This window comes from Noviherbaspirillum sp. FW303-A3, assembly GCF_058788695.1.
Genome location: NZ_JBYTAZ010000001.1, coordinates 2,943,028 through 2,958,979 on the forward strand (window position 1 = coordinate 2,943,028; position 15,952 = coordinate 2,958,979).

The following is a 15,952-nucleotide window of genomic DNA, read 5'->3' on the forward strand; positions in this document are numbered from 1 at the left end:
GCTACAATGGGCCGCTTTTCCTCCACCGCAGTTCCGCATGTCACACGCTCCCCACCACGCCGCACACGGCATGAACCGCCCGCAGAGCGAGGCCGTCCATTACCTGGACGGACCCTGCCTGGTGCTGGCCGGCGCCGGTTCCGGCAAGACGCGCGTGATCACGACGAAGATCTGCCACCTGATCGAGCAATGCGGTTACGAAGCGCGCAACATCGCAGCGGTGACCTTCACCAACAAGGCGGCGCTGGAAATGCAGGAGCGCATCGCCAAGCTGCTGAAGGAACCGAAGCTGGCCAAGCAGATCACCGTCAGCACCTTCCACTCGCTCGGCGTGCAGATCCTGCGCAAGGAGGCAAAGGAACTCGGCCTGAAGGACCGCTTCTCCATCATGGACAGCGACGACTGCTTCTCGCTGGTGCAGGACCTGGCGATCACCACCGACAAGCAGATCATCCGCAGCATCCAGAACGCGATGTCGCTGTGGAAGAACGCGCTGGTCGATCCCGACACCGCGCTGAAGCAGGCCATTACCGAAGACGAGGCGCAGGCGGCGCGTATCTACGGCAGCTATGTCGCGACATTGAATTCCTACCAGGCGGTCGACTTCGACGACCTGATCCGCCTGCCGGTCGAACTGTTCCGCAGCAACGAAGAAGTGCGCGACCGCTGGCAGCGCAAGCTGCGCTACCTGCTGGTGGACGAATACCAGGACACCAATACCTGCCAGTACGAACTGGTGAAACTGCTCGTCACCGGCCTCGGCAAGAAGCCGATGTTCACCGCCGTGGGCGACGACGACCAGGCGATCTATGCCTGGCGCGGTGCGACGCTGGAAAACCTGAAGCAGCTGCAGGTCGATTTTCCCGACCTGAAAGTGATCAAGCTGGAGCAGAACTACCGTTCCAGCACGCGCATCCTGCAAGCGGCGAACTCCGTCATCGGCAACAATCCCAAGCTTTTCGAGAAGCAGCTCTGGTCTGAACACGGCCTTGGCGATCCGGTGAAGGTGATGGCGATGCAGGACGACGAGCATGAAGCCGAACAGGTCGCGATCATGATCTCTGCGCACAAGTTCGAACGCCGCGCGAAGTTTTCCGACTACGCCATCCTCTACCGCGGCAACCACCAGGCACGCATCATCGAGAAGGCACTGCGCAAGGAACGCATTCCGTACACGATCTCCGGCGGGCAGAGTTTCTTCGACCGCGCCGAGATCAAGGACATCGTGTCCTACCTGCGCCTCGTCGCAAATGCAGACGATGATCCTGCCTTCATCCGTGCGGTGACCACACCCAAGCGCGGCGTGGGACAAGCCACGCTGGAAGCGCTCGGCTCCTTTGCCGGCCAGTGGCAGTGTTCGCTGTTCGAGGCGGTGTTCAAGGGGGGCATCGAAGCGAAGCTCACCGACCGCCAGCTTGGCCCGCTGCGAGATTTCTGCAACTTCATCAACGGCCTCGAGGCACGCGCTTCCAAGCGCGGCGAAAGCGCCGCCGAGCTGCTCGACGAGATGATGAAGGAGATCAATTACGAGTTCTACCTGTACGACACCTTCGACGAGCGCCAGGCGCAGAGCAAATGGCAGAACACGATGGAGTTCGTCACCTGGCTGAAGGAGAAGGGCACCGGCGGCAGGGACGGCGCGGACGAGGAAAAGAGCCTGCTTGAACTCACGCAGATGGTCGCATTGATGACCATGCTCGAAGGCAAGGACGAAGAGCCGGACGCGGTGCGCATGTCCACCCTGCACGCGTCGAAGGGCCTGGAGTATCCGCACGTCTTCCTGGTCGGCGTGGAGGAGGGCATCCTGCCGCACAAGGGCGATCCCGATGCGCCGATCGAGACGCTCGCCGCGCGCATCGAGGAAGAGCGCCGCCTGATGTATGTCGGCATCACCCGCGCGCAGCGCAGCCTGCACGTCACCTGGTGCAAGCGCCGCAAGCGCGCACGCGAGAGCGTCAATTGCGAACCCTCGCGCTTCATCAAGGAGATGAAGCTGGACGAGGGCGACGCCGTGCCGAAGGAAGAAGAAAAGATCACGCCGCAGGACAGGCTCGCCAACCTCAAGGCCCTGCTGTCGAAGCCCAGGGCCGCCTGATACCCTTGCCGCCCAAGTGATGTCCGATGTCATCACCGTGTCACACTGCTCGCGCAAACTCGCGCCCTACTGTCTAATCCCCAAGGTTTGACATTGGCCCGCAGCCGAAAGGTGCGCGGGCATTTTTTGCTTCCCCCATGGGGGCATTGGCAAAAATGCGACATATGACAGCATGTCATCAAGCTGTCATGTGCGCTCTTCACAATCCACCCCGTTGCTCGTCTGTCAGGCCCCGCATATCCATATGCGAGGCGGCCGCATGTGCATATGAGGACATAGTCGTTCGCATGCACAGGCGCCGATGCCACAATGCAGCGCAAACAACAGTCGGCGGGCAGAAGTTACCCGCCGTGCGTACAACAACTTCTTGGCTCAACACTAGGGATATCAACAATGAAAAAATCGCTTCTCGCCTTCGCCGTCCTGGCAGCTTTCGCCGGTACCGCCGCCGCACAGACCAACGTGACCATTTACGGTGTCGCCGACGCCGGCATCACGCGTTTCGACAATGGCGCGACCACCGCGACCCGCCTCGACAGCGGCATCCAGTCCGGCAGCCGCATCGGCTTCCGTGGCACCGAGGACCTGGGCGGCGGCCTGTCGGCGATCTTCACGCTGGAAAACGGCTTCAACATCGATGACGGCACGCTCGGCCAGGGTGGCCGCCTGTTCGGCCGCCAGGCATTCGTCGGCCTGTCCAGCTCCAGCATGGGCGCGCTGAAGTTCGGCCGTCAGTACAACCCGATCCGTTCCGCCGTCGAAGGCGTGGATCCGTTCGGCCTCGGCCTGGCAGGCAATGCCGCCAACGTGTTCAACGTCTACGGCGACCGCACCGACAACACCATCAACTACTCGACCCCGAACTTCGGCGGCTTCAGCGGCCAGGTTGCCTACAGCCTGGGTGAAATCGCGGGCAGCAACTCGATCGGCCGCAGCGTCGGCCTGTCGGCCGGCTACGCAGCAGGCCCGCTGTCGGTGATCGTCGCCCACCACGACCAGAACCTGCAGGCTGCCGGCGTCGCCACCGGCGATTCCACCACCACCCTGCTGGGCGGCACGTTCGACTTCAGCGTCGCCAAGCTGCACGCCGCCTATGCCCGCAACAAGGGCGAGTCCGCCGCCGGCGCGACCACCATTGACCGCGACGACATCCTGCTGGGCGTGAGCGCCCCGCTGGGCGCTGGCCGCATCCTGGCTTCCTGGATCCGTCGCAGCGACGACATCGGCGCCAATCGCGACGCCGACCAGATCGCACTGGGCTACACCTACGACCTGTCCAAGCGTACCAACCTGTACACCTCGTACGCTCGCACCCGCAATGATGCCGCCGCTTCGCTGAACGGCGCATCCGCTGCAGGCCGCGACCCGTCCGTCTTCAACGTCGGCGTGCGTCACCGCTTCTGATCTCCTGATCGGACAATCGAAGGCGCCCTGCGGGGCGCCTTTTTCGTGTGCGCCCAGCATGGGCGCACTCTTGCGGGTGGAAGTCCCGTCGCAAGTTGATCACAGCGAACGAAGCGAAGCGCAACTGCGGGAGGGGGACCGACCGTGGAGAGGAAGCGTGGAGCGAAACTGCGAGCCGATGAACAAGAATCGGATAGAAGGCGCCGCCAAGCAGGGCGAGCGGGCATGAAACCGCGAAGCTCTTGTGATCAAGGCAAAGTGGCGTAGATCCGGCGGTTGTGCAGTGAAGGAGTGCGTTCTTACCTGGGGAGATCTCGCTTTACGCCTGAAAGGGCGACGAAAAAAAAATCGGAGCGAGAAGTCAGCAGAGGCCGTAGTAGTCGCATTCCCGGCGAAGGGCCGAACGAGTAGGCGTGTCCAACAACTTGTCGATGAATCGTGTACGGCATCAGATGCCCGCAACAGCGGGGCGGGTCGCGGGAAAGCGGGGTGAAGCCCCGTCCAAAGCGATCAGCGATGAAACACGGCTCCCGCGACAGGAAATGGAAGGCACGGGGAGAGACTTGCTTGCGCAAGCGCTCACGAGGGAGAACATGCAGCGCGCGTGGAAACGCGTGAAGGCGAACAAGGGAGCCGCAGGGGTCGATGGTCTGGACCTTGTTGGGACTGGACAGCACCTGAAGCAAGCTTGGCCGACTATCAGGCAGCAACTGATGGAAGGTACGTATCGGCCCATGCCGGTGCGGCGCGTCGGCATTCCGAAGCCGGACGGAAGCGAACGCGAGTTGGGGATTCCCACCGTGACCGACCGGTTGATTCAGCAGGCACTGTTGCAGGTGCTGCAACCGCTGATCGATCCCACGTTTAGTGAACACAGCCACGGGTTTCGGCCCGGCCGGCGTGCGCGTGATGCCGTGCTTGCAGCACAGCGGTACGTGCAGGAAGGCTACCGCACTGTGGTCGACGTTGATCTGTCGAAGTTCTTTGATCGGGTCAACCACGACATTCTGATCGACCGCCTCAAGAAACGCGTCAATGATGCCGGAGTGATCCGGCTGGTGCGCGCGTACCTGAACGCGGGCATCATGGATGGCGCAGTGGTGGTCGAGCGAGGCGAGGGAACGCCGCAAGGCGGACCACTCTCGCCGCTTTTGGCCAATGTGCTTCTAGACGAGGTGGATCGTGAGCTGGAACGAAGAGGGCATCGCTTTGCCCGCTACGCCGATGACTGCAACGTGTACGTGCGCAGCCAGAAGGCCGGTGAGCGAGTGATGGCAGTGCTCAAGCGGCAATACGACAAGCTGCACTTGAAGATCAATGAATCGAAAAGTGCGGTAGCCAAAGCGTTTGGCCGCAAGTTTCTGGGTTACGAGCTCTATATGACCGGGAAAGGCGAGGTCAAGCGGGCGGTGTCGAGGAAGGCACTGGAGACGTTTCGGCAAAAGATCAGGCAACTCACCCGCCGATCTGGTGGACGCAGCATTGGCGAGGTGATCGGCGGCCTACGCTCTTATGTGCTGGGATGGAAAGGATACTTTGGCTTGACGCAAACCCCGCGCGTCCTGCGCGAGCTGGAGGAGTGGATGCGCCACCGGATGCGTGCGATCCACCTCAAACACTGGAAGCGGGGCACGACGACCTATCGGGAACTGTTGAAAATAGGGGCAAAACCCGCTGTTGCTCTGTTGGTGGCAAGGAATAGTCGCCGCTGGTGGCACAACAGTCGGTTAGCCTTGCACAGCGTGCTGACGATTGCCTACTTCGACCGTCTTGGCATGCCTCGCCTCACTTAACCTCAACTACCCGAACCGCCCGGTGCGGACCCGCACGCCGGGTGGTGTGGCAGGGGACCGGTCAGACTTCTGACCGCCCCTATGCCGATTTTTGAGGGCCGCCATGCAAAAAACCAACACCCGGCCTGTCGCAAGTCAATGGGCAGCGCGCCTGGCCTGCAGGTGAAACCAAGCCGACTTACAATCGTCATACCATTTGACGCATCCGGAAAGGCCGCCATGCTGATCGAATCCCCAGTTCAGGCAGAACCGAAAGCCAGGGAATCCTCCCTCCTGTCCGGCGCGCGTAATTTGCTGGGACGATTGTTCGGCAAACCGGAGGTGCCGGACGGCGGGCGGCACCTGGCGAATGGCGAGCTGAAGAACCTGCGCCAGCGTTTCGCCGAATGCGCAGCCGAGCGCGGTGGCGTGGTCTCGGCGCGGCAGCGCGCGGCGGAGATCGGCCAGATCTATGCCGGACTCAACGACGACGGCAGGCGTGAATTCCTGCGCCTGCTCGCGCTGGAGTTCGGTCCTCGCCCGGAGGCCGTGGAAGCGGCGCTGCACAATTGGACGAAGGCGACGGGCACCGACCGCAGCGGCAGTGCCGAAGTCGCCCTGCGCGAGGCATTGCGCTCGCCGCGTTCAAAGATCCTCACGCAGTTCAATGCCATTCCGCATGGCGTTCGCTTCCTCGTGGAAATGCGCGACGACATGTTGCGCTACCTGAACGACACGCCTGAACTCGGCGTCATCGAGAGCGAGCTGTACGCCTTGCTCAGTACCTGGTTCGATGTCGACTTCCTGCAGCTTCAGCGCATCAGCTGGAACTCGTCCGCCGCGCTGCTGGAAAAACTGATCAAGTACGAAGCGGTGCACCAGATTCGCTCCTGGAACGACCTGCGCAACCGGCTCGATTCCGACCGCCGCTGCTATGGCCTGTTCCATCCGCGCATGCCGGACGAACCGTTGATCTTCGTCGAGGTCGCCCTGACGGACCGGCTGTCGGACAACATCCAGGTGCTGCTCGACGAATCCTTGCCGCCGCTCCAGCCCGAACACGCCAACACCGCCATCTTCTATTCGATCTCGAACACCCAGCCCGGCCTGCGCGGGCTGAACTTCGGCAACTTCCTGATCAAGCGTGTGGTGGATGATCTGTCACGCGATTTTCCTCAGCTGAAGACCTTCTCGACGCTGTCGCCGGTCCCGGGCTTCATGGGATGGCTGAAGAAGCAGGAACATTTGCTGGCGCGGGTGCGCGAGGCGCATGTGCCCGGCGATGCTGCGCTGCGTGAAAAATGGCAGTCCGATGTCGTCGCCTGCCTCGCCAGCGGTGCATGGCAAGCCGACACGACGCTTGCCGCAGCCATCCAGCCGGTGATGCTGGAAGCCTGCGCCCGCTACCTGGTGCAGAACAAGTCGGACAACCTGCCGCGCGATCCGGTGGCGCGCTTCCACCTGGTCAACGGTGCGCGCGTGGAGCGCATCAACTGGCTGGCAGACAGGTCGGACAAGGGATGGAAGCAGTCCGGCGGGATGATGGTCAACTACCTGTACCGCAAGCCGGACCTGGAAAGCAACCACGAGAAGCTGATGCTGAAGGGAGACGTCGCTGCCTCGCGCGCCATCCGCACGCTATTGCAGGGCTAACCCTTGTTGACCAACTGCTTTTCGAAGGCTGCGTCATGCTTGCTGATGCGCTGCTTTTTCTGCGGCCCGGTCTTGTTCACGAACGCCACGAATTCATCCAGTTCGTATTCCTCGCCGATTTTCTCCGGCGACGATCCTGGCGCTGCACGCAGCAAATAGAAGTGCCCGCTGCCCGTGATGCCCATCGAATAGCGGTGGTCCGGATCGCGCGCGTTCAGCCGCGTGACCGCATTACTGGCCTTCGTAGATCTCATTGCGCACCTGTTGATGAAGTGAAAACCGATGAACGGCGTATGCGTCCATCATAGTGCAGCCCGTCTTCGCCTGCATTGCAGGTTTTCCTGAAACTTCCCGGTTTTGTTACTAAGATGAAAGTGACCCGGTTCGCCGCAGTCACCTGAATTTCTCGTCGCGCATCGCGTCGAACTCCATACCACCCGATGGAGGAGGCATATGCAAAAGAACCTTCGTGTGCTGCCAAGGACGGCGGTGCTCGCGGCGCTCATCCTGCCGGTCCTGTGCCTGGCGCGCGCCCCGGACGCAAGCGAATGCGTCGAAGCCGGAGACTTCATCAAGAACGCCGCCCTCGCGCGCGACAGCGGCATGGCCGAGGCGGACTTCCTCAGCCGCATCCGTGACGACATCGAGATCATCCAGGCCTTCCCGCCGCACTTGCGCTGGTTCGTGCAGGACGAGGAAGACGCGGCATTCCTGATCGCCGCGGCGATGGATGTCTTCCAGAAGCCGCGGCTGGCTGCCGAACACCAGCGCGACTTCGTTAGGGCATGCATGGTCAAGGCGAGGAACAAGCCGAAGTATTCGCTGTAAAGGCAGCCGGCATCCCGCAAGCGTACAATACGCGTTCGCCTGTACATGGGGGAATTCGCATGTCCGCTCTCGATCTTTCCGGCAAGCGCGTGCTCGTCACGCAATCAACCGACTTCATGGGGCCCGCGTTGTGCGAGATCCTGCGCGAGCTCGGCGCGGAAGTGATCGCTGACGAACGCGCGCTCGACGACCCCGCCGTGCCGCAACAGATGATCGACGCCGCAGGACGTGTCGATGTCCTGCTGCTGAACATGGGGATACCCGCACCGACCACCCGCGCGCATGAAGTGACGGATGAGGAATGGCGCGAAGCATTCGCCCACATGGTCGATCCGCTGCCGCGCTTTGCGCGCGCCGTGCTGCCGCAGATGAGGGAGCGCCGCTCCGGCAAGATCCTGCTGGTCGGCAGCGCTTCCGCCCTGCGCGGCATCAAGCGCACCTCGACCTACTGCGCCGCGCGCGGTGCCCAGGTGTCGTATATCCAGGCCGTGGGCGTCGAGGCCGCACCGTACAATGTGCAGGTCAATGCGATCGCGCAGAATTTCGTGGAGAACCCGACCTACTTCCCGCCGGAAGTGCAGGCCAACCCGGCCTTCCAGGAAAGGCTGAAGCGCGAGGTGCCGCTCGGACGGCTGGTGTCGCAGAAGGAAGATGCGATGTTCGCCGCCTATTTGTGCAGCGACGCGGCGAACTGTTTCGTGGGACAGGTTTTCCCCGTGTGCGGCGGCTGGGTCGCCAGATAGAGGAAGAAGAATGACAACCGAAGACCGCCTGGTCGATATCGAACTCAAGATTGCCGCCCACGAGGACCTGGTGGATACCTTGAACAAGATGGTCTACCACCAGCAGAAAAAGATCGACGAACTCGAGACGCTGTGCGCCGTGCTGGCGCGCCAGCTCAAGGAAGTCCGCGAAACCATGACCGAACGCGGTCCGGCCAACGAAAGGCCGCCGCATTACTGATGACACCATGTTGAACGAAGAAAAGGGCGACGAACTCCGCGCCAAGATCAACGGAGAAACTTCCCGCCTGCCGTGGAAGGAACTGGAACGCTTTTTTGCCGGCGGCGCGGTGATCGCGGTGAGCAGCGACCTCGACCTGGTCGAAGTCGCCTATCGCGTGGCCAGCGACGACAAGGATGCGATCGCGCAGTGGATGGCCGAAAACCGCATCGGCCGGGTCAGCGACGAACTGGCAAGCGCCTGGCTGGAGGCGGACGTGTCGTTATGGACGGTGGTGGTGAAACCCTGGATCCTGGTCCAGCAGGGAAAAACGCACTAAGCCGTCTCGCTCAGATACTTCACCAGCAGCTTGCTCTGCACCAGCGACAGCGCGCTGTCGCTGCCGAAGCGGAAGCCGCGCATCGCCGCCGTATTCATCAGCTGCAATACCTGCTCGTGCGTCAGTTGCTGGAAGTCGCTGCGCGCGTAGAGCAGGCGCCGGTTTTGTTCGTCGATGCGATCGATGATTTCCTGCGGTCCCATGGCGAGCTCCTTGGCGCTGGCCCAGCGTGGAGACGTCGCGGGCGCCGAACGGTGAATGGAAGGCAATGGATAAAATTGCCTAAATCACCATTCTGTTGCCGCAAGCTTACATCGCACTTACTTTTGGGCAGGCCAGCCATGCAGCCGAAGTACAATGGCGGCGTCCCATATTCCCCGCTCCTTGGCGAAACAGCACCATGGCGAAGAAAGCCGCCCGCGAAAAGAACCTTCGGAACGTCGTTGCGATCGTGGTCTCCGTTCTCGCCGTCGGTTTCGGCGGCGCCTGGCTGTACATGCAGCACAAGGAAAAACAGGATCGCGAGATCACCTACCTGAAGCTGCCGCCCGTCGCGATCAGCCGCGACGGCCACTCCATGCGCGCATCGTTCGCCATCCGTACCAGCGCCGCCGACGCCGCCTGGGCGTCGAAGAACAAGGTCATGCTGGAGCAGGTCATGCAGAAGGCCCTGCTCGAGGCGGATCCTGTGGCCGCGCGCGCCCCCGGAGGATTGCTGGCGCTGCAGGAAAAGGTGCGTGAAGTCGGCAACGCTACCCTGCAGTCGCAGCGCATCCAGGAAGTGCTGGTCACGGACTTCCTTGTCTCGGAAGGCGACTTGTAATCCCCTACATCCGCAAGCGGTTGTGTATGGCCGTTGCGGCAACCGCCGCCTGCCCCATCGCGACTGTGATCTGGTTCAGCCCGGCAACAATATCTCCCGCCGCATAAAGCCCGTCGACCAAGGTTTGCTGGTGTCCGTCGACGATCAGGCAGCCTTCGTCCGTGGCTTGGGCGCCGAGCAAACGGGCGAGGCCGGAATTGACCATGGTCCCGAGCGCGGCGTAGACCACGTCGAAGCGTTCCTGTGCGCCTCCCTCGTAATGCATGTGCAATCCGTCGTCGCCGTAGGCCAGGCGGACGACCGGCTCGTGCACCATGCGCAACCCGGCGCGGTCGATGCGTAATCGTTCTTCGCTGTCGAGTTCGACCGGACCTCTCACGGACAACAGCGTGATGTCCGGCGTGTAGTGGCGCACGAACAGGGCCTCGCCGAGGCCGCTCTTGCCGCGCCCGATAACCGCCACCTTGCGCCCGCTCGCTTCGAAGCCGTCGCAGATGGGGCAGTAGCGCAGGACGCCGGCGGCCAGCGCCTGTTTCGCCTCAGGAAAATCCGGTTCGACATCGACGACGCCGGTGGCAAGGATCGCGGTTCGGGCATGCCATCTTCCTGTCGTGGCGTGTGCAAGGAAACTCCCGTCCGGCAGCCGCTCGAGTGCGTCCACAGAGCCGGCGGTCACGTCGACGCCGTATTCCGCCACCTGGGCGCGCAGGCGCGCCAGCAGGTCCTTGCCGTGCACGCCGCCGACATAGCCGGGATAGTTGTGCGACGTCGGCACCAGCAAAAGGCGGCTGGTGCCGCCATCGAGGATGACAAAGCGGCGCCGGAACCGGGCCAGGTAGGTCGCTGCGGTAAGCCCCGCCGCGCCGGCGCCGACGACGATGCAATCGAGTGGCACGGACATGGCGCGTTGCCGGCTATCGCTGTTGTTGCTGGCGTCCCGGACGACGTGAGTGCGGCGGCGGCAGGCCCGCATCGTCCATGTCCTCGTCTGCATCGAGATGGTCGATATGATCGACATCGATATCCGCGCCCATCTCGATATCGGAATCGCGGCCCGCAGTGCCGCGCTCGCCCGTGCCCAGGGCGTCTGTATCGCTGTCGATATCCGACCCTGTGCCGATATCGCGCCGGCCGCTGTCAGGATCTTCATGCGTGCCCTTGTCCAGGCCGATGTCGGCTTCCTGCGCCCAGCGCAGTCCGCCCTGCACATCGCTGCCGGTATCTGACGTATCGCTGGGGCCGAGCGAGCCCGTGCCGTGTCCCTTGCCGAGCTGGCGGTCGCGTTCCGGAGTATTGTCGGGATCCAGGGTGCTGGTAGCCATGATCTTGCTCCTCATGATTCAGGGGAAGATCGTGGGTGCAATATCCGTGCCGCTGGGAGCAGCCGGGGCATCGTCGGCCAAAGGCAAATGCAGCGTGTAATTTTTGGCCGGACAGTGCAAATAATCGCGCGCCATGCAGACGAATGGTTTCCAAATGTATCAATCTTGCTCCTCGGTACGAATCCCGGAACTTCCCTCCCTCCCGTCTTGTCAGTCGGGTAACGAAAGCCGCAGCATCCCGGGAATCACGGGCTTTCTCCGCGGCGCGGCAATGATCGTGCGCGCGCCTCCGAGTCCCATTTCTTTCAGGAGTTGATGATGGCAACACTGCACAAGATTCTTTTCGGTTCCGCACTCGTCGCGCTGACCGGTGTCGCACAGGCCCAGACCGCGCCCTCCACCCCTACCACCGGACCTGCGGCCGGGGTAGCCGCCCCGGTGCCTGTCGACAGCACGTCGGGAGCCAGCGCGACCGGCAGCGGTACTGCTGCCTCCGGTAGCGGCGCAACGGTAACGACCACCACGCCTGCTGCCACGCCGGCGCCTGCCGGCGCGACCACTTCAACGTCCGTCACCAGTACCCCTGGAGCCGGTACATCGGTCGACCCCTACGTGCAACGGCGCGAAACGCGCAAACAGGCCAGGGCCGATTACAAGGACAAGAAAAAGGCGGCCAAGCAGGAATACAAGGAAGAGAAGCGCGAAGCCAATGCCGCGCTCAAGGCTTCGCGCAATGAGCCTGGCGTCCAGCGCAATGTCGACGGCATGGGCACTTCCGGCCGCTGATTTCTTGTGCGTCGCCACGGCGGCGCTGTCTGCATCCGTTACGCTGCGGGAACGGCCTTCCGCCAGTACAATGAAGGCCTGCGCAATTTCCCTCTGCCGCCGCGGCGTAACGCAACGTGTCCGTCCCCATCCGCAAAGTCATCCATTGCGACTGCGACTGTTTTTACGCCGCCGTCGAGATGCGTGACGATCCTTCGCTGCGCGGAAAACCGCTTGCCGTCGGAGGCCGGCCGGACCAGCGCGGCGTGGTCGCCACCTGCAATTACGAAGCGCGCAAGTTCGGCATCCGCTCCGCGATGGCGATGGCGCAGGCACTGCAGCGTTGCCCCGACCTGATCGTGATGCCGCCGGCGATGGACAAGTACCGCGCTGCATCGAAGCAGATTCTCGCGATCTACCGCGATTACACCGATCTCGTCGAACCGCTGTCGCTCGACGAAGCCTATCTCGACGTCACCGATTCCCCGCATTTCCAGAACAGCGCCACGCTGATCGCGCAGGAAATCCGCCAGCGCATCTTCGACACCGTCGGCATCACCGCCTCCGCCGGCATCGCGCCCAACAAGTTCCTGGCCAAGATCGCCAGCGACTGGAACAAGCCGAACGGCCAATTTGTGGTCCGTCCGCATGAAGTCGAGGCGTTCGTCGCTGCACTGCCGGTCGACAAGCTGTTCGGCGTCGGCAAGGTCACCGCGATGAAGCTGAAGAAGCTCGGCGCGTTTACCTGCGGCGACCTGCGGGAGTGGACACTGCCGCAATTGCAGCAGCACTTCGGCAAGTTCGGCGGCAGCCTTTACGGACTGTGCCGCGGCGTCGACCGGCGCCAGGTCAGTCCCAGCCGGGAACGCAAATCGGTCAGCGTCGAGGAAACCTATGTCACCGACCTGCCCGACCTCGATGCCTGCAGGCGCGAGCTGGAGCCGTTGATCGAACTCCTGCGCCAGCGTGTGCGGCGCGCGCAGGCCGAGCGCAACATCCACAAGCTGTTCGTGAAAATCCGCTTTGCCGATTTCCGGCGCACCACGGCGGAGTGCGTGAGCACCACGATCGACGAAGCAGCCTGCCGCAAGCTGCTGGAAACCGCGCACCGGCGCGGCGATCGCGCGGTGCGCCTGCTTGGCGTCGGCGTGCGGCTGGAAGAGGAAGACGACTTCCATCAGCTCGGCCTGTTTGTTGAAGAAGCAACAGTGCCCGATGCGTGAAATTTGCAACTGACGGTGAGGATGGCGACAGGTAAAATGGCGCCTCCGTTTTTATCAGGCGCGCATCATGTGGTTCAAGAATCTCCAGATCTATCGTCTCACCGCTCCATGGACCCTGTCGTCCGAACAACTGGAAGCGGCCCTCGCCCCCCAGACTTTTGCGCCGTGCTCCAGCCTCGACATGCAGACCCAGGGCTGGGTCTCTCCCCGCGACAACGGCATGCTGGTGCACACCGTCAACCGCCAGATGCTGCTGCAACTCGGCACCGAGAAGAAGCTGCTGCCTACTACCGTGATCAACCAGGTCACCAAGGCGCGCGCCGTCGAGCTGGAAGAGCAGCAGGGCTTCAAGCCCGGCCGCAAGCAGATGAAGGAATTGAAGGAGCAGGTCACCGATGAATTGCTGCCGCGCGCATTCAGCATCCAGCGCAGCACCCGCGTGTGGATCGATCCCGTCAACGGCTGGCTGGTGATCGATGCCGCCGGCGCGGCCAAGGCCGATGAAGTCTTCAAGATGCTGCTCAAGTCACTCGACAGCCTGCCGTTTGCCCTGCTGCGCACCGAGCGCTCGCCGCTGTCCGCAATGACCGACTGGCTCGTCGCCGACGAAGCGCCGGCCGGCTTCACCGTCGACCAGGACACCGAACTGCGTTCGACCGGCGAGGGCAAGGCCACTGTTCGCTACGTGCGCCATACGCTGGAACCGGATGACGTGCGCCGCCACATTGCCGGCGGCAAGCAGTGCACCCGCCTGGCGATGACCTGGGCCGACCGCGTCTCCTTCGTGCTGACCGAGACGCTGGCGGTCAAGCGCGTCGCGCCGCTGGACGTGCTCAAGGAAAATGCCGATTCGAGCACGCAGAACGAGGACGAGCGTTTCGACACCGATTTCGCGCTGATGACCGGCGAGCTGGCGAAGATGATCAGCGAGCTGGTGGAAGCGCTGGGTGGGGAAGAGCAGCAGAAGAAGGCCGCTTGAAGAAATGACAGCCCGGTGCAAACCGGGCAGGCGAAAAAAAAGACGAACCCGAAGGTTCGTCTTTTTTGTTTTGGCGGAGCGGACGGGACTCGAACCCGCGACCCCCGGCGTGACAGGCCGGTATTCTAACCGACTGAACTACCGCTCCAGGAAACTGCTCGACGCTTGTCACCACGTCTGAAGGGCACGAAGTCTACAGGAAATTTTTGATTCTGGCTACACCAGCCGGAAAAATGTGACAGGCCTTGGATAAAATGAATGCCACCATGATCAACGACCTGCCTCTGTTTCCCCCGATCGAGCCCTACCGCACCGGCATGCTCCCCGTGGACGAGCTCCACACGCTGTACTGGGAAGAATGCGGCAATCCGGACGGCGAACCCGTGCTGTTCCTGCACGGCGGACCCGGCGGCGGCCTGTCGCCACGGCACCGCTGCTTCTTCGACCCGGCGCATTACCGCATCGTGCTGTTCGACCAGCGCGGCGCCGGCAAATCGACACCCCTGGGCGAATATCGCAACAACACGACGCAACTGCTGATCGACGATATCGAACGACTGCGCGACATGCTCGGTATTCGCACATGGCTCGTCTTCGGCGGCTCCTGGGGCTCGACGCTCGCGCTCGCGTACGGGCAGGCGCATCCGGAACGCTGCACCGGCTTCGTGTTGCGTGGCATCTTCCTCTGCACGCCGGCGGAGATCGGCTGGTTCCTCGATGGCATCCGCTGGTTCTTCCCGGAAGTGCACGACGAGTTTGTCGCGGATATCCCGCCGCAGGAGCGCGGCGACCTGTTGCAGGCGTACGCGAAGCGGCTGTTTTCGGCCGATCCTGCGGTGTATGTGCCGGCGGCACGGCGCTGGAGCAGGTACGAGGGACGCTGCCTGTTCCTGCGTCCGGACCCGGATGCCATCGCGGATTTCAGCTCCGACAAGGTCAGCATCGGCGTCGGACGCCTTGAGGCGCATTATTTCCTGAACAAGGGATTCTTCAGTGACGACCAGCTCGTTCGCAATATCGGTCGCATCCGCCACCTGCCGGCGATTATCGTGCAGGGTCGCTATGACGTCGTCTGCCCGCCGCTCTCGGCGTTCCGGTTGCATGCCGCATGGCCGGAGGCCGTCATGCGCGTGATCGACGATGCGGGGCATTCTGGCTACGAACCGGGCATCGCCGCAGCACTTGTCGCCGCAACGGAAAAATTCAAGACGGCGCGCGGCTTCTAGTGCGCGGTGCGCCGCTCGATTTCCGCGACAACCGCTTCGACAGTGCGCTTCAGGTTGGCCTCTACAATCGCGGAGCCGAACAGGGGCGGCACGGGGAATTTCGGTTCCATCACGCCGCTGAAGGTGATGCGCGTCAGCGCCGCGTTGCCTTGGCCCAGCGGTTCGATATCCCAGTGCGTGTCGTAGCGGTGCATGTCGCCGTCGACCAGCGCGACATGGATGCCCGTCCACGGGCTTTCCTCGATATGCAGCTCCATGCGGATGGTGTGCCACACGAACAGGAAACCGGCGCTGCTGCGCTGTTCGATGCGCACGGTATTCCCGCTGCGCGACAGTACCTTGACGGCCAGCAGGTCGGGAATGAATTCCGGCAGGCGGTCGTAATCGGTCAGCACCGTCCATGCCTGCTGCGGCGTCGCACGGACGACGCCGATGGCCTTTACTTCAAAGAGCGGTTCCCCGTTGCGAACGACACGGTGGGCATTGGCGTGGATCGGATCATGGTGGGGACGTTCTTGCGCATGCATGGCAGGAATGACGAGGAGAAAAAGCAGGAAAACCGCTTGCTGCATAAGTGCAG

Annotated in this window: 18 protein-coding genes and 1 tRNA gene; 13 read left to right on the forward strand and 6 right to left on the reverse strand. The window is 62.7% G+C overall.

Annotated elements, in window-relative coordinates; genetic code table 11:
- The first annotated feature begins 37 nt into the window (after positions 1-37).
- The 4 genes from AC3WOY_RS14240 (at position 38) to AC3WOY_RS14255 (ending at position 6,924) form a co-directional block, all read left to right on the forward strand.
- Positions 38-2,095, forward strand: coding sequence for a UvrD-helicase domain-containing protein (locus tag AC3WOY_RS14240; RefSeq protein WP_492424844.1), 2,058 nt, complete (start codon positions 38-40; stop codon positions 2,093-2,095).
- Between the two features lie 393 nt (positions 2,096-2,488).
- Positions 2,489-3,499: a porin gene (locus tag AC3WOY_RS14245; RefSeq protein ID WP_492424846.1), complete on the forward strand. Its 1,011-nt coding sequence runs from the start codon at positions 2,489-2,491 to the stop codon at positions 3,497-3,499.
- Between the two features lie 431 nt (positions 3,500-3,930).
- Positions 3,931-5,292 carry a group II intron reverse transcriptase/maturase gene (gene ltrA / locus AC3WOY_RS14250; RefSeq protein WP_492429309.1) on the forward strand — a complete coding sequence of 454 codons (1,362 nt, stop codon included), beginning with the start codon at positions 3,931-3,933 and terminating at the stop codon, positions 5,290-5,292.
- 219 nt (positions 5,293-5,511) lie between these two features.
- Positions 5,512-6,924: a malonyl-CoA decarboxylase gene (locus tag AC3WOY_RS14255; RefSeq protein ID WP_492424848.1), complete on the forward strand. Its 1,413-nt coding sequence runs from the start codon at positions 5,512-5,514 to the stop codon at positions 6,922-6,924.
- Here AC3WOY_RS14255 and AC3WOY_RS14260 read toward each other — a convergent pair.
- Complete coding sequence (locus tag AC3WOY_RS14260; protein ID WP_492424850.1) at positions 6,921-7,178, reverse strand: hypothetical protein; 258 nt, start codon at positions 7,176-7,178, stop codon at positions 6,921-6,923. The two genes, AC3WOY_RS14255 and AC3WOY_RS14260, sit on opposite strands and share 4 nt — an antisense overlap.
- Before the next feature lie 199 nt (positions 7,179-7,377).
- On the opposite strand from AC3WOY_RS14260, the gene AC3WOY_RS14265 reads away from it, so the two are divergent.
- From AC3WOY_RS14265 to AC3WOY_RS14280, 4 genes are read left to right on the forward strand one after another with little or no spacing between them, the layout of a single operon-like run.
- Complete coding sequence (locus AC3WOY_RS14265) at positions 7,378-7,752, forward strand: hypothetical protein (RefSeq protein ID WP_492424852.1); 375 nt, start codon at positions 7,378-7,380, stop codon at positions 7,750-7,752.
- 59 nt (positions 7,753-7,811) lie between these two features.
- Positions 7,812-8,495 carry an SDR family oxidoreductase gene (locus tag AC3WOY_RS14270; protein WP_492424854.1) on the forward strand — a complete coding sequence of 228 codons (684 nt, stop codon included), beginning with the start codon at positions 7,812-7,814 and terminating at the stop codon, positions 8,493-8,495.
- 10 nt (positions 8,496-8,505) lie between these two features.
- Complete coding sequence (locus AC3WOY_RS14275; RefSeq protein WP_492424856.1) at positions 8,506-8,715, forward strand: SlyX family protein; 210 nt, start codon at positions 8,506-8,508, stop codon at positions 8,713-8,715.
- Positions 8,716-8,722: 7 nt separating this feature from the next.
- Complete coding sequence (locus AC3WOY_RS14280) at positions 8,723-9,034, forward strand: DUF2288 domain-containing protein (RefSeq protein WP_492424858.1); 312 nt, start codon at positions 8,723-8,725, stop codon at positions 9,032-9,034.
- Here AC3WOY_RS14280 and AC3WOY_RS14285 read toward each other — a convergent pair.
- Entirely contained in the window at positions 9,031-9,237 is a 207-nt protein-coding gene (locus AC3WOY_RS14285; RefSeq protein WP_492424860.1) for a hypothetical protein, read from the reverse strand. The genes AC3WOY_RS14280 and AC3WOY_RS14285 overlap by 4 nt on opposite strands.
- Before the next feature lie 197 nt (positions 9,238-9,434).
- Between AC3WOY_RS14285 and AC3WOY_RS14290 the strand changes: the two genes are divergently transcribed.
- Complete coding sequence (locus AC3WOY_RS14290; protein ID WP_492424862.1) at positions 9,435-9,857, forward strand: hypothetical protein; 423 nt, start codon at positions 9,435-9,437, stop codon at positions 9,855-9,857.
- Positions 9,858-9,861: 4 nt separating this feature from the next.
- Here the strand turns inward: AC3WOY_RS14290 and AC3WOY_RS14295 are convergent, their stop codons facing one another.
- The gene (locus AC3WOY_RS14295) at positions 9,862-10,758 is read right to left on the reverse strand and encodes an NAD(P)/FAD-dependent oxidoreductase (RefSeq protein WP_492424864.1); all 897 of its coding nucleotides are present in this window, start codon (positions 10,756-10,758) and stop codon (positions 9,862-9,864) included.
- A gap of 13 nt (positions 10,759-10,771) precedes the next feature.
- Positions 10,772-11,179: a hypothetical protein gene (locus AC3WOY_RS14300; protein WP_492424866.1), complete on the reverse strand. Its 408-nt coding sequence runs from the start codon at positions 11,177-11,179 to the stop codon at positions 10,772-10,774.
- A 315-nt stretch (positions 11,180-11,494) separates the two neighbouring features.
- On the opposite strand from AC3WOY_RS14300, the gene AC3WOY_RS14305 reads away from it, so the two are divergent.
- The 3 genes from AC3WOY_RS14305 to AC3WOY_RS14315 all read left to right on the forward strand — a co-directional run bounded on the left by AC3WOY_RS14305 (position 11,495) and on the right by AC3WOY_RS14315 (position 14,146).
- Positions 11,495-11,965 (forward strand): hypothetical protein, encoded by a 471-nt coding sequence (locus AC3WOY_RS14305; protein WP_492424868.1) that lies wholly within the window; start codon positions 11,495-11,497, stop codon positions 11,963-11,965.
- Positions 11,966-12,144: 179 nt separating this feature from the next.
- The gene (dinB, locus tag AC3WOY_RS14310) at positions 12,145-13,167 is read left to right on the forward strand and encodes a DNA polymerase IV (protein WP_492429311.1); all 1,023 of its coding nucleotides are present in this window, start codon (positions 12,145-12,147) and stop codon (positions 13,165-13,167) included.
- Positions 13,168-13,234: 67 nt separating this feature from the next.
- Positions 13,235-14,146, forward strand: coding sequence for a recombination-associated protein RdgC (locus AC3WOY_RS14315; RefSeq protein ID WP_492424870.1), 912 nt, complete (start codon positions 13,235-13,237; stop codon positions 14,144-14,146).
- 71 nt (positions 14,147-14,217) lie between these two features.
- Here AC3WOY_RS14315 and AC3WOY_RS14320 read toward each other — a convergent pair.
- Positions 14,218-14,294: transfer RNA gene (locus tag AC3WOY_RS14320), tRNA-Asp, on the reverse strand.
- Between the two features lie 118 nt (positions 14,295-14,412).
- On the opposite strand from AC3WOY_RS14320, the gene pip reads away from it, so the two are divergent.
- Positions 14,413-15,372, forward strand: coding sequence for a prolyl aminopeptidase (gene pip, locus AC3WOY_RS14325; RefSeq protein ID WP_492424872.1), 960 nt, complete (start codon positions 14,413-14,415; stop codon positions 15,370-15,372).
- Here the strand turns inward: pip and AC3WOY_RS14330 are convergent.
- Entirely contained in the window at positions 15,369-15,944 is a 576-nt protein-coding gene (locus tag AC3WOY_RS14330) for an SRPBCC family protein (protein WP_492424874.1), read from the reverse strand. The two genes, pip and AC3WOY_RS14330, sit on opposite strands and share 4 nt — an antisense overlap.
- Between the last annotated feature and the right edge of the window lie 8 nt (positions 15,945-15,952).